Here is a 13,770-nt window from a genome sequence, read left to right as displayed (position 1 = left end):
TCTAATGAAAGTCATTTCACCGTTTATACATATCAATTCTTTTTAACAATTAATAGCTTAAATTTGCACCCTGATATAATGGCAGCCAAATTGAATACATATCAAACCTCACAATTTACGGTTCTCAGTATTAGTTTTGAGAAAGCCGATGCTGTTACCAGAGGGAGATTTGCCTTTTTCGACGATCATATTAAAAGTTTTGTTAATCATATTCACGATCGCGAAATGGGTGACGCTTTTGTCGTTTCCACATGTAATAGAACCGAAATTTATACCACAACACATAATTATATGTTTGTGGCTCAGTTATTTTGTGAAACCGTTGGTGTGCAACTAATGGATTTCATGCAGTTTGTAACTGTAAAAAAAGGAACTGATGCTCTGGATCATCTTTTCAGAGTTGCTGCCGGTTTGGAAAGCCAAATTATCGGAGATTTTGAGATCATTTCTCAGATCAAAAATGCCTATAACCGTTTCAAAGAATACAAACTACATTCCAACGCATATCTGGAAAGAGCAATTAACTCTTCAATTCAGATATCAAAAAGAATAAAGAATGAAACCGGAATCAGCAATGGAGCCGCTTCTGTTTCTTATGCTGCAGTCCATTATATTCTGAAAACTCAGAAACAACTTCCTGAGAAAAACATTTTATTATTGGGTGTTGGTGAAATCGGGCAAAATACAATTGAAAATCTTGTAAAGCATATATACAAGCCAAAAGTAAAAATCGCAAACAGAACTGCCGAAAAAGCAGAGAAGATTGCCGAAAAATATCATATTCCTCATATCAATTTCGAGGACTTCCCTAAGGAACTGGAACAAACCGATATTCTTATCGTTGCAACTGGTGCAAGTAAGCCTATCCTGTATCCTGAGAATATGCCTAAAAAAGACATTCTGGTTATAGATCTTTCCATTCCTAATAACGTAGACAAAACAGTTGCTGATGTTGCCGGAGTAGAGCTCATCGATGTAGATGCTCTTTCTGTTCAGATTCAGGAGACGATGGAACAACGTAAGAAAGAAATTCCTAAAGCAGAAATCATCATCAGAGAAATGTCTAAGGATTTTATAGAGTGGGAGAAAAAAAGAAAGATGGCACCACATATCCACGTCTTCAAAAACAATCTGAAAAAAATTGAACAAAATGAAATTCATAAGGTTGCCCGGAAGAATGGTGAAGTAGATGAGGAAGATTTACATCTGACACGCAAAATGATTCAGAAAATCACCAATCGTTTTGCTAAATACATCATAGAAAATCCACACCGTTCGGAAGAAGTAACAAAGCTTCTGGATGATATCCTAAACCTTCAACCAAAGGAAGACAGTTATGAAGACCATTAAAATCGGTACACGAAACAGCCCGTTAGCTATGTGGCAAGCAGAGAGAGTAGCTTTTCAGCTTCAGACTCTGGGGCACAAAACAGAACTTGTTCCGGTTGTCTCTACAGGAGATAAAAACTTACAACAACCTTTATATGCACTAGGAATAACAGGTGTTTTCACAAAAGATCTGGATATTGCTTTGCTTAATAAAGAAATAGATATTGCAGTACATTCACTAAAGGACGTTCCTACAGCCCTTCCTACTGGAGTTATTATCTCTGCTGTACTGGAAAGAGATTTCCCTGAAGATGTATTGATCAGAAATCCAAAAGCAAAAGATAAGGATATATCTGAATTATCAGTTGCTACCAGCAGCCTGAGAAGAAAGGCTTTCTGGCTAAACCAATATCCAAATACTCATTTTTCAGATATTCGCGGAAACGTACAAACACGATTGAAAAAACTGGAAGATGGGCTTGCAGACGCTACCTTACTTTCTTTGGCCGGAATAAAAAGGATGGAAATGGATATTGAATATGAATATTTACCATTCCTGCTTCAGGCTCCATCACAAGGAGTAGTTTGTTGTGCATCTTTAGCTGAAAATGAAGAATTAACTTCAATATTAGCTCAGATTAACCATGAAGAAACCAATAAGTGCACTAAGATTGAAAGAGATTTCCTTAGACATCTGGAAGGCGGATGTACAGCACCAATTGGTGCCCGTGCAACAATTTCCGGCAACAGCATTGCATTTGAAGGAAGAATTGCTTCTTTGGACGGCTCTAAAGAAATTGATCTGAAAGAAATTGCCGAGTGGAATGATGATCTTGGAGTACGTTTTGCACAACAGGTTTTGGACAATGGCGGAAAAGCCATTATGGAAGAGATAAAAACCCAGTTATAAGACATGGCCATCCGTATTCTTTTCACAAAGGAATTGTCTAAAGAATACATCCAACAACAATTGGGTGATTATTTCGATCCCTCATTTCTTCCTGTTATCGGAATCCGTTATACCGAAGATCATATTGATATCGAAGATTATCATCATTTTATTTTCACAAGTATTCAGGGAGTAAAAGCAATTAAAGAAAAAATTATCTTCCCGGAAAATTCAAAATTCTATACTGTAGGCGAAAAATCCCGACAAGCTTTAGAAAAAATGGGATTTTCTGTGGAAATTGTAGCCAAAAATGCATTAGAACTCTCTGATAAAATTCAGGAGTTAAATCCCATAAAAATAATGCATTTTTGCAGTTCAAAAGCTTTATCTACATTAAAGAATCAATTGTCTGAAGCTGGCTTTGATTTTGCCGAAAAGATAGTTTATGAAACCATACCTTTGTATCCAGAGTGGAATCCCCCGACGGATGCGATTGTATTTTTCAGCCCTTCCGGTGTAGAAAGCTTTATGAAAAACAATTCTGTAAAAAATAAAAGATTATTTGCCATTGGCGAAACAACGGCCAACTATCTAAAATCTTTTACAGACAACGAAATTATAAAAAGTGAACAAGAAACCCTCGAAGATTTGCTTCAGGTAATAAAAGATACTTATAGAAATGATTAAGAACGACTTATACTTAAGAGCCCTAAAAGGTGAAACTGTTGAAAGACCTCCGGTATGGATGATGAGACAAGCGGGAAGATATCTTCCTGAGTTTATTGCTCTTCGCGATAAATATGATTTCTTCACCCGTTGTCAGACTCCTGAGCTGGCTGCTGAAATTACAGTACAGCCTATCAGAAGATTTCCGTTGGATGCAGCAATCCTGTTCTCTGATATTTTAGTTGTTCCTCAGGCAATGGGTATCGATTTCAAAATGAAAGAGAATGTTGGCCCTTGGCTGGACAATCCTATACGTACAAAAGAGGCTGTAGAACAAATTGTAGTTCCGGATGTAGACGATACATTATCCTATGTTTTTGATGCTATTACCTTAACATTGGAACATCTTGATAATGAAATTCCTTTAATTGGTTTTGCCGGCAGCCCATGGACAATCCTGTGTTACTGTGTAGAAGGTAAGGGAAGTAAGGCTTTTGATATTGCTAAATCTTTCTGCTTCCAACAGCCAGAAGCTGCACACCAACTTTTACAGAAAATAACTGATACTACAATTGCTTACCTGAAAAGAAAAGTAGAAAAAGGAGTTTCTGCGGTACAGGTTTTCGACTCTTGGGGAGGAATGCTTTCGCCTACAGATTATCAGGAATTCTCATGGAAATATATCAACCAGATTGTGGAAGCTTTAAGTCCACTAACTGAAGTTGTTGTATTTGCTAAAGGATGTTGGTATGCACTGGAGGATATGGCCAAATCTAAAGCTTCAGCCCTTGGTGTAGACTGGACAGTAACTCCTGAAATTGCAAGAAAGTTAACTGGCAGAAATATTACACTTCAAGGTAATTTCGATCCGGCAAGATTACATTCTTCACCAGAAACGATCCGCAAAATGGTTCATGAGATGATTGACCGTTTCGGAAAAGATAAATACATTGCTAATCTTGGACACGGAATTCTGCCTAATATCCCGGTAGAAAATGCTGAAGCCTTCATCAGAGCTGTTGTAGAATATAAAGCGTAGCATTAATATTATAAATTATAAGCCGGTCACTATGAACCGGCTTTTTTTAGCTCATTTGTTCTGAGGTTATTTTTATATATTTATCAATAACTTATAACCATGAACAAATTTCTTAAGCTTTTTATTCTGTTTTTTATTCCCTGCAGTCTTGCTGCTCAGGCTGTTAAAAAGCCTTCAAAACCTAATATTATTTTCATTTTAGTAGATGATTTAGGATACGGAGATATTGGTATTTTAAATCAGAACCAGAGAAAAAAGGAAGGAAAACCCTATATATCGACTCCGTTTCTTGACAAACTCGCTGCACAAGGAGCTATACTTACCCAATCCTATAGTAATGCACCTGTTTGTGCCCCTTCACGGGCATCTCTGCTAACAGGTCGTACACAAGGACATTCCGAGGTAAGAGATAATCAATTCGACAAGGCTCTTGAAGACAATTACACGATAGGAAATACCCTGCAGAAAGCTGGATATACAACAATAGCTATAGGAAAATGGGGATTACAGGGAACGGATGCAAACTGGTCCTCACATCCGCTTAAGAGAGGTTTTGATGAATATTACGGGTATATAAGACATTCCGACGGTCACGAGCACTATCCTAAAGAAGGAAAATACAGAGGTAAGAAGGAGGTATATGATAATTATACAAATGTAGCTGAAGATCTGGATAAATCTTACACAGGGGATCTATGGACAGCCCGTGCAAAATATTGGATTACCCAACACAATCAGAATCAAAAAGACAAACCATTCTTCATGTATTTGGCCTATGATACACCTCATGCTGTTATAGAGCTTCCTACGCAGGAATATCCAAAAGGAAACGGCCTAAATGGAGGCTTGCAATGGCTTGGTAAAAAGGGACAAATGATTAATACAGCATCTGGGGAAATAGATTCCTGGTATGCACCCGAATATGCAAATGCTACTTATAAAACAGCTGACGGAACAGAAAAACCATGGGCAGATGTAAACAAGAGATATGCAACGGTAATACAACGTTTAGACGCTCAGGTTGGTGATCTATTACAACTCCTGAAAGATCTGAAAATTGATCAAAATACGCTGGTTGTATTCTCTTCAGACAATGGTCCTTCACAGGAATCTTATTTAAAAGAACCTTATACTCCTGAATTTTTCGATGGTTATGGCCCTTTTGACGGTATAAAAAGAGATTTGTGGGAAGGCGGAGAGCGTATGCCTGTCTTTGTACAATGGAATAGCAAAATCACACCGGGACAGAAAATTGACCTCCCGAATATGCTGTCCGACTGGATGCCTACTTTTTTGGATGTAGCAGGTGCTGCAGCCCCACAGCGCGCAGATGGCATTTCTATTTTACCAATACTTACCGGAAGGCTTAAGCAACAAAAAGATCCTATTGTTTATGCAGAATATTTCGAAGAAGGACATACTCCCAACTATAGTGATTTTGAAGCCAAAAGACATAAAAGAATACGAGGACAAATGCAGTTGGTTCGTTTCGGAAAATACAGTGGTGTACGATACAATATTAAAGATGCGCAAGATAACTTTGAGATTTATAATGTCATTTCCGATCCTAAACAGAAAACAGATTTAGCAGCATCTATGCCTTCGCTGCAACAAAATATGAAAGATTTCGTTCTGCAGAACCGCCGTCCGGATTCTTCCGCCGTCCGTCCATACGATAAAGCATACATCCCTGGAATTTCCCATAAATCAGCAAAAAAAAGCATTCAGTGGTACAGTTATCAGACAATTGCTCTATGGATACCAGATACAAATAGTCTGAAACCCGTAAGTAATGGCAGTCTTACTACTCCCACCATTATAAATAAAAGCATCAAAGGAAATGTTATTACTATAAAAGGAGTTCTTAATGTACCACAAAATGCCAATTACACATTTTACATCAAAGCATTTGGAAAAGCTTTCCTGAGAATACATGAAGCGGCTTTAATCGATGCTGATTACAACTACATTTCCGGAACAGAAAAAAGTGCAGATATTTTGCTAAAAGCAGGTCTCCATCCTTTTTCACTCACTTATAAAAAGTCTGAAAAAGATATAGATGTAAAGGCTTTTATATTTGAATGGAGCAGCAAAAACTTCAATAGAAGAGCTTTCACTCCAGACGATTTCTATTAAAATACAATATAGTTTTTCCAATTACCTGTATTTGATGCTTTCAATAACAATACGTTTTTCAATAGATTAAGTTGTTGTAACTTTGCAAAAAATTTTTGTAGAATGAAAATTGTAGTCGGACTATCCGGAGGAGTAGACTCCAGTGTAGCAGCTTATTTACTAAAACAACAGGGACATGATGTTGTTGGACTTTTCATGCGTAACTGGAACGATGCTTCGGTTACTCTGGAAGATGAATGTCCATGGATAGAAGATAGTAATGATGCACTAATGGTTGCCCAAAAGTTGGGTATTCCGTTCCAGGTAATCGATATGAGCGAGCTTTATAAGGAGCGTATTGTAGATTACATGTTCGAAGAATATGAAAAAGGACGTACGCCCAATCCGGATGTTCTGTGTAACCGTGAAGTAAAGTTTGATGCCTTCATGGATGTTGCTCTTTCTCTGGGTGCTGAAAAAGTGGCTACGGGCCATTATGCGCAGCTTTCTTCTATAGAAAAGGAAGGTGAAACAATTTACCGCTTGTTAGCCGGTAACGATAATAATAAAGATCAGTCTTATTTTCTTTGTCAGCTAAGTCAGGATCAGCTTTCCAAAGCTCTGTTTCCGATTGGTCATTTAACAAAACCACAGGTAAGAGAAATTGCAAAAGAAATCGGTTTGGTAACCGCTGATAAAAAAGATTCCCAAGGACTTTGTTTTATTGGAAAAGTAAGTCTTCCTGAGTTTTTGAAACAACAGTTACAGCCAAAAGAAGGTGAAATTGTAGAAATATTCAGAGACTTCTCAGGATTTAATCAGTCTCAGCCTGAGTTCCAATCAAAACAAGAAGAACTGGAATATTTTTCTTCAAAAATCAAATATCAGAAAAGTGACGGAAAAGTCATTGGAAAACACCAGGGTGCTCAGTATTACACAATTGGTCAAAGTAAAGGTCTTGGTATTGGCGGTCATAAAGAATCTTGCTTTGTGATCTCCCGTGATATGGAAAATAATATACTCTTTGTAGGAGAAAGCCACAGCTTCCCGGGATTGTATAAAAAAGCTCTGAAAATAAATAATGACGAGGTAAAATGGATTCGCAAAGATCTGCAATTACAAAACGGTGAAAGCCGCGAAGTAATGGCCAGAATCCGTTACAGACAGCCTTTACAGAAAGCTACAATCTACCAGTTTGAAGATGCTTTCTATATAGAATTTGAAGAACCTCAGTCAGCGATTGCTGAAGGACAGTTTGCGGCTTGGTATGACGGAGAAGAAACGCTTGGAAGCGGTGTGATCTCTTAAGCATGAAACCTCGGATTTTAGCTGTTATTGGCAGCGTAAGACCTAATTCTTCAAATCAGAAGATTGTAGAAAAGATTGAAGAATTACTTTATCATGATTTTACATTCTCCTATTTCAATGGATTAACAAATCTTCCCTATTTCAATCCGGATCAGGCTTTTGAAAATACTCCTGAAAAAGTAGTCGCATTCAGGGAAGAAATACAAAATACGGACATTGTTCTGATCTGTACACCGGAATACATTTTCAGTATTCCGGGAGTACTAAAAAATGCATTGGAATGGTTTGTTGCAACAGATATATTCAACCAGAAACCAGTAGCACTCATTACAGCTTCTGCCTCCGGAGAAAAAGGTCAGGAAGAATTACACCTTATTATGAAAACTTTGGGAGCAAAATTTTCTGAGGAATCTACCCTTTTGATTCCTGGAGTAAAAGGCAGATTCAGTACTGATGGACAGCTTACAGATCCCAATACAATCAGGGCTCTTCAGAAATTATCAGAAAATATTAAAACCCTGCTGTAACTTTTTCTATTTTAGATTGTCTTTATCAAAAAGAACTATTTTCTATGAAAAAATTACTCTACACTACTTTTCTAGCCTCTACTATTCTTTCATCATGTTCGGGAACTTTTGGCTTCAGGGGAGTTTATGCCCAACTTTGGAATATTAATGCCCAGAAAGAATACATACTGACTTCTAACACCTCTAGAAACCACAAATTTGACTTAATTAACACTTCCACTGAGAATTCTACTTTTAAGATCTATACTCCTGACCGAAAATTGTATCAAATCATTAAAAAAGGCGAAAAAGCACGTTTTACGGATATGCCCTTTAACGGAATTATAATAGAAAATACGACCTCTGTAAACGGAAATGTACAATTCTATGCTTACATCCAGGAAAAAGGATCTCTTACTGCTCCCACAGTTAAGATTTCAGAAGTAAAGAAATAATAACTTTTCGCTTCTCTGAAGAACGGAGATTATACCTGATTATTTATTGCATCTGATTCGATTTAAGGTACCTTATTATGTATTTCGGGAATAATAATGTTCATTCATCTTGTTTCTTCAATGCAATATATTCTTCGAACATCCTTATTTTTAATACAATTCAGAATTTGAAAAATAAATTTGGAGGGTAAATAAAAAAACACTTACCTTTGTCGCCTTTCATTTTTACTTTTTATTAGATTTATTTCAAACTGCAGCGGCGTTCCGCTCGCAGTTTTTTTATTTTATTTACCTGTCCTCAGGAAAATAAGACCTGAAACAATTAGCATAGCACCACCAATCTGTACCAGATTTAAAGTTTCTCCGTCTATAATTCCCCAGCCTACAGCAACGATAGGCATCAACAAAGTCACTGAAGAGGAAAACAGAGGTGTCGAGATATTTACCAAACGATAATTAAGCATCATCGCCAGGCCTGTCCCAAAAACAGATAACAGAGAAACAAAGCCTAGGCCTTCCCAGAAGTTGGCATCTGCTTTAAAGTTGGTAAAAAAACCTGCAAAAGCCAGCGAAACGAGTGAAGGTAAAAATAATACCAATGAAAAAACATAGGCTGACAACATTTTCGCGGGAATTGAACCCAGTTTCGCTTTAACTGTTGTAACGTTTATAGCATAAAACACTGTCGCCAGTAAAAGCAATAAAATAGGAATGATCTCAATAGAACCTCCTTCATTTTTGGAAGCCAGCATCAGAATACAAGCGCCAACAAAGCTAATAGCAACACCAATCATCTGCTTCTTTGTCGAATTAATTCCCCACAGCAGAGGCCCAACTATGATTACAAAAATAGGCAGCATAGAATTGATAATTCCGGCAATACTGCTGCTGATTCTGGTTTCTGCTATCGGAAACAGAAACATTGGAAAAAAATTACCACAAAGCGCTACGACTACAACCCATTTCAGATGTTTTACAGGAAAGCTCTTCAGGTGTTTTATGGCAAGTGGCATCAAAATCAGAGAAGCAATCAGAATTCTCAATGCTCCTACTTCAAAAGGATTAAAATGCTGCAGAGATTTTTTAATCAGGATAAATGATGAACCCCATATTAAAGTAAGCACCATCAGAAGAACCCATTTTTCCTTATTCGTATCCATTTATTTTAAAAAGTTTAAATAGTCTAATTTGTCTATCATCCTTGCTCCAAGGCTTTCTAAATGAGCCGTATAAACCTGACAGTCTATCACATCATACGTCCCTTGATATTTTTTTGCGAAATAAATAAAACCGGCTTTTGAGGCATTACTTACTTTCGCAAACATACTCTCTCCACAGAAAACATTTCCCAGGTCAAGCCCATACAAGCCACCAACCAGTTCTTCATCCTGCCAGACCTCAATACTTTTTGCCTTCCCGAGTCTGTGTAACTCTATATAAGCTTCCTCCATCTCATCAGTTATCCAGGTTCCGTCCTGATCTTCTCTGTAAATATCTTTACAGCTCCTGATTACTTCGATGAAACACTGATTTTCGGTAAAAGAAAATGTTTCATCACGAAAAACCTTACGCATAGATTTTGAAATCTTTATTTCATTCGGAAACAAAACAAATCGCGGATCCGGGCACCACCACAATATTTCTTCGCCTTCATTAAACCATGGAAAAATACCCAGCTGATAGGCAAACCAGATTCTTTCGACGGAAAGATCTCCGCCAAAAGCCATAAGCCCTTCTTCCGGATTATATAATGCCGGATCCGGGAAAGAAATATCATTAGGGTCTAGCTGATACATAGGAAAAACAAAATCCTACTCGATAAACAGTAGGATTTATATGATGGTATAAAGATTTCTGATTAGAATGGTAAATCATCATCGTCATCGTTACCAAATACATTGGTATCCTGACTTGCAGTTGATTGATTAGCCTGCATAGGAGCAGCCTGAACCGGCTCATTAAAATCACCTGTTGCTTTTTCTACTCTCCATCCTGTAATAGAGTTGAAGTAACGGATTTGACCATCCGGCGCCTGCCATTCTCTACCACGAATGTTAATTCCGATCTTTACCTGCTCTCCTTCTGAAATAGTATTGAGCAAATCAATTTTATCTGATAAAAACTCTATACTTATAGGCTGCGGGTATTGTTCCTGAGTCAGAAGAATCAATTCTCTTTTCTGAAAACCGCTGTTAAAAGTCTGAACATCAAATAATTTCTTTACTGTACCTATTAATTCCATTTCAATATTTTTTACGAATTGTAAAGGTAATAAAATTGGAATGAAGAGTAATAAGCGGAAGTGACTTTTTGTCGATTTAAAAAAAAAATGAAATTTTTTAAAAATAAATTTGGAGGGAATACAAATTGTCTCTATATTTGCACTCACAAAAACGATAGAGAAGTTCTTTAAATAAAGCGGATGTGGTGTAATTGGTAGCCACGCCAGACTTAGGATCTGGTGCCGTGAGGCGTGGGGGTTCGAGTCCCTTCATCCGCACTATGCGAAAATAGCTCAGCTGGTAGAGCACAACCTTGCCAAGGTTGGGGTCGCGGGTTCGAATCCCGTTTTTCGCTCCACTTCACACCCTGGTGGTGGAATTGGTAGACACGCAGGACTTAAAATCCTGTGCCCATTTGGGCGTACGGGTTCAAGTCCCGTCTGGGGTACAAAAAGCATTGTTAATCTTTGATTGACAATGCTTTTTTCGTTTATAGCCTAATCCTTTCCCTCTCTATATAGATATCTGAAAATAAAAATCCCTATTTTTAAACTTATTTATAAAGTAAACATGAAATGAGGATAACCAGCATTGATCATATTGTATTAACAGTTGCTGACATAGAAAAAGCTGTACAGTTTTATACTGAGGTTTTAGGCTTTGAATTAGTCACTTTCGGGGACAACAGAAAAGCACTTCGTTTTGGAAACCAGAAAATAAATTTACACCAGAAAGGGCACGAATTTGAACCTAAAGCCCTGCACCCTACATCTGGTTCAGCAGATATATGTTTTATTACAGAAACCAATGTAGAGGATGTTTTAAAAGAACTTCAGACTAAGAATATTCAAATCACTGAAGGTATTGTTGAACGCACTGGTTCCCTTGGAAAAATACGTTCAGTTTATTTAAGAGATCCTGATAATAACCTCATCGAACTAAGTAACTACATCGGATAATCAAAAAATTATAAAAGGCTGCCTAAGAATTGAGCAGCCTTTACTTTTTATCAATTAAGCTTATTTATTACCAGCGAAGCAGCATGCCATATGCTGAATCCTGAGACCAGCTTAGCGTTTTATAAAAAGGAGCTAAATAGGCTTCGCTTTCAATCGGAATATAGCATGAAAGTCCTGAAAATGCATTAATGGGTTTTCCCAGGAAGTTTGGTGTATTCGCTTTATATACTACCGCTTTTGACAAAGCACTCTTTACTGATACCAATTGCTCCTGAGGGAAATATTTATCCAGCATATCAGCATAATCATACGCAGAAACAGGAGTGTTCGGGTCCAGGTCCAGACGCTGTACTCCGTTTCTGCCAATTTTAGCAATCACATCCGGGTTATTCTGCAGAAGCTTTTTTGTTTCCTGAGCCAGCAATGGCAATTGCTTTGTATCGACCACAGAAAAGGTAGCAGACTGCTCTAAACCTGATTTCTGACGGTAATATTCAACATAGGCTTTAGCGGTCTCTGTAAGTCCCGTTTTAACATCCGGCGTATACAATAAACGACCGATTTGATGATAAGGCATTCCCACACTAAGCACTTCCGTTGGGGAAGCCAATATGTAAGGAGCCACATTACGAAGTTCATAAAGCACCTCAACAGAAGCCATGGAGCATGCATCAAAAATCAGAAAATCCAGATTTGCCGGCAAAGCCGATTTCAGCTGTTGCACATCCATACTTTTAGAATTATCATCACCAAAAGAACGTGTTTTTAGCTGGCCAAGATTTGCAGGCACCCAGTTTGTAGCATGAGACCAAAGTATGGCTCCGTATGAATTTGCGGGAGCCAGGCTTTTCATATCTTCAAATATCATTTTCATTACCGCAGGATCAGAAGAATTATGATCTCCATATTTCTTCAGTACCTTACTTTTAATGTCAGGACTTGTATCATGGACAATTTCATATATTTTAGGCTCCTGTCCAAAGATGCGGGCATAAACGATTAATTTTCCGTCTATTCCGGTAAAGCCCTCTTCCATCTGATTGAGATTGGTATAGGCATCCGATGCCAGACTGTTATTAGCAGCCATATAGACCATTACAGTACGAGCCGCAACGGCATTGTTACCCGAAGGACTGTCATCATCTCTTGAACAGCTTGTCACAACAAGCAGTGTAAAGAAAAAATATATAAGTTTAATTGTACGCATAATTCCTGCAAAAATAATAATCTACTTTAATTCTTTTACCAAATAAATAAGCGTAGGGAAATGGTCTGAAAATCCATTTTGGAATACATTTCCTGAAAATGTGCGGAACGGATAGCCTTTATAGCGTCCTTCCTGAGTAATAAGAAATTCGGGATTGAATATTTCAGATTTCCAGAATTTAAGAGATGCTTTATCTTCTCCTAACAAAGGCTCCGAAACGATAATTTGATCAAAAAGATTCCATTTTCCCTGATAACCCAATGAGCCTATGCCTCGATCATAATGCTGCCACATGGTATTAAAAAGCCCGCCTTTTTCTACTTCACTCTGGTACTTTTTTGCTCCCAATACCACACGGACACTTTTATCTGTTGGATCATCATTCAGGTCACCCATAATAACAACCTTAGCTTTATCATCCGCTGCATATAAAGAATCGACTACTTTACGCACTATTGCTGCAGCATGCTCTCTTAGTTCAGAAGATTTGCCGCCGTAACGGGATGGCCAGTGATTAACAAGCACATGCAGATCTTCACCTGCTAATTCTCCTTTTACCAGAAGAATATCTCTCGTTCTATACTCTGGCATATCTTTAATATGGTAAGCAAATGTTTTTGAATCCTTTACTTTAAACAATGCAGGATTATACAATAAAGCAACATCTACCCCGCGTCGATCCGGGGAATCGTAATGAACAATACCATAGCCTGCAGAGGCTAAAGCCGGCTGTGCTACAAGATCTTCAAGAACTTTTCTGTTCTCCAACTCGCACAGACCTATAAAAGCAGGTCCTGTCTGACTGTACTTTTTACCCAGACGCGAAATTACTTTCGCCATATTTGCCTGCTTTTTATTGTACTTTTCAATAGTCCATCTGTTAGATCCTGCAGGTGTAAACTCTGTATCATTGATTGCAGGATCAGCTTCTGTATCAAAAAGATTTTCCAGATTATAAAAAGCTGCAGTGTATACCTGATACTGTTTTTGCTGAGCAGTCATCAGATTTGACTGCACCAGAAGAATCAGAAAAACTAATGCTGCTTTATACGATTTAGTCTTTATCATTGTTCTT

General features: G+C 37.8%; 14 protein-coding genes and 3 tRNA genes. 12 read left to right on the top strand and 5 right to left on the bottom strand.

The window, feature by feature from the left end:
- Nucleotides 1-78 precede the first annotated feature (78 nt).
- The 8 genes from hemA to AYC65_RS17960 all read left to right on the top strand — a co-directional run bounded on the left by hemA (nt 79) and on the right by AYC65_RS17960 (nt 8,307).
- Entirely contained in the window at nt 79-1,350 is a 1,272-nt protein-coding gene (gene hemA, locus AYC65_RS17995; protein ID WP_034871992.1) for a glutamyl-tRNA reductase, read from the top strand.
- The gene (gene hemC, locus AYC65_RS17990) at nt 1,337-2,239 is read left to right on the top strand and encodes a hydroxymethylbilane synthase (protein ID WP_034871837.1); all 903 of its coding nucleotides are present in this window, start codon (nt 1,337-1,339) and stop codon (nt 2,237-2,239) included. The genes hemA and hemC overlap by 14 nt, the downstream gene beginning before the upstream one ends.
- Nucleotides 2,240-2,242: 3 nt before the next feature.
- On the top strand, nt 2,243-2,905 hold the full coding sequence (locus AYC65_RS17985) for a uroporphyrinogen-III synthase (protein ID WP_034871839.1): 663 nt from the start codon (nt 2,243-2,245) through the stop codon (nt 2,903-2,905).
- Entirely contained in the window at nt 2,898-3,923 is a 1,026-nt protein-coding gene (gene hemE, locus AYC65_RS17980; protein ID WP_034871841.1) for a uroporphyrinogen decarboxylase, read from the top strand. The genes AYC65_RS17985 and hemE overlap by 8 nt, the downstream gene beginning before the upstream one ends.
- Nucleotides 3,924-4,022: 99 nt before the next feature.
- A complete protein-coding gene (locus AYC65_RS17975) occupies nt 4,023-6,059 on the top strand; it encodes a sulfatase-like hydrolase/transferase (protein ID WP_034871842.1) in 2,037 nt (678 codons plus the stop codon).
- A gap of 102 nt (nt 6,060-6,161) precedes the next feature.
- Complete coding sequence (mnmA, locus tag AYC65_RS17970) at nt 6,162-7,346, top strand: tRNA 2-thiouridine(34) synthase MnmA (protein WP_034871843.1); 1,185 nt, start codon at nt 6,162-6,164, stop codon at nt 7,344-7,346.
- A 2-nt stretch (nt 7,347-7,348) separates the two neighbouring features.
- Complete coding sequence (locus AYC65_RS17965) at nt 7,349-7,873, top strand: NADPH-dependent FMN reductase (protein ID WP_034871845.1); 525 nt, start codon at nt 7,349-7,351, stop codon at nt 7,871-7,873.
- Nucleotides 7,874-7,917: 44 nt separating this feature from the next.
- Nucleotides 7,918-8,307: a hypothetical protein gene (locus AYC65_RS17960; RefSeq protein WP_034871847.1), complete on the top strand. Its 390-nt coding sequence runs from the start codon at nt 7,918-7,920 to the stop codon at nt 8,305-8,307.
- A 284-nt stretch (nt 8,308-8,591) separates the two neighbouring features.
- On the opposite strand, the gene AYC65_RS17955 is transcribed toward AYC65_RS17960, so the two are convergent.
- From AYC65_RS17955 to AYC65_RS17945, 3 genes are all read right to left on the bottom strand, one after another.
- Nucleotides 8,592-9,467 carry a DMT family transporter gene (locus AYC65_RS17955; protein ID WP_034871849.1) on the bottom strand — a complete coding sequence of 292 codons (876 nt, stop codon included), beginning with the start codon at nt 9,465-9,467 and terminating at the stop codon, nt 8,592-8,594.
- Nucleotides 9,468-10,103, bottom strand: a complete 636-nt coding sequence (gene aat, locus AYC65_RS17950) for a leucyl/phenylalanyl-tRNA--protein transferase (protein WP_034871851.1) — start codon at nt 10,101-10,103, stop codon at nt 9,468-9,470.
- A 62-nt stretch (nt 10,104-10,165) separates the two neighbouring features.
- Entirely contained in the window at nt 10,166-10,549 is a 384-nt protein-coding gene (locus tag AYC65_RS17945) for a DUF3127 domain-containing protein (RefSeq protein ID WP_009089942.1), read from the bottom strand.
- A gap of 176 nt (nt 10,550-10,725) precedes the next feature.
- Here AYC65_RS17945 and AYC65_RS17940 point away from each other — a divergent pair.
- From AYC65_RS17940 to AYC65_RS17925, 4 genes are all read left to right on the top strand, one after another.
- Nucleotides 10,726-10,807: transfer RNA gene (locus AYC65_RS17940), tRNA-Leu, on the top strand.
- Nucleotides 10,808-10,811: 4 nt separating this feature from the next.
- Nucleotides 10,812-10,887 (top strand) — tRNA-Gly (locus AYC65_RS17935).
- A 6-nt stretch (nt 10,888-10,893) separates the two neighbouring features.
- Nucleotides 10,894-10,977: transfer RNA gene (locus AYC65_RS17930), tRNA-Leu, on the top strand.
- A 127-nt stretch (nt 10,978-11,104) separates the two neighbouring features.
- Complete coding sequence (locus AYC65_RS17925; protein WP_034871853.1) at nt 11,105-11,488, top strand: VOC family protein; 384 nt, start codon at nt 11,105-11,107, stop codon at nt 11,486-11,488.
- 67 nt (nt 11,489-11,555) lie between these two features.
- Here the strand turns inward: AYC65_RS17925 and AYC65_RS17920 are convergent, their stop codons facing one another.
- Both AYC65_RS17920 and AYC65_RS17915 read right to left on the bottom strand, forming a co-directional pair.
- Entirely contained in the window at nt 11,556-12,695 is a 1,140-nt protein-coding gene (locus tag AYC65_RS17920; protein ID WP_034871854.1) for a clostripain-related cysteine peptidase, read from the bottom strand.
- 21 nt (nt 12,696-12,716) lie between these two features.
- Nucleotides 12,717-13,763: an endonuclease/exonuclease/phosphatase family protein gene (locus tag AYC65_RS17915; RefSeq protein ID WP_034871855.1), complete on the bottom strand. Its 1,047-nt coding sequence runs from the start codon at nt 13,761-13,763 to the stop codon at nt 12,717-12,719.
- Nucleotides 13,764-13,770 lie beyond the last annotated feature (7 nt).

This window comes from Elizabethkingia bruuniana (assembly GCF_002024805.1).
Taxonomy (GTDB): Bacteria; Bacteroidota; Bacteroidia; order Flavobacteriales; family Weeksellaceae; genus Elizabethkingia; species Elizabethkingia bruuniana.
The sequence above is the reverse complement of the archived record's forward strand: the minus strand, read 5'-3'. Positions and strand labels throughout refer to the sequence as shown.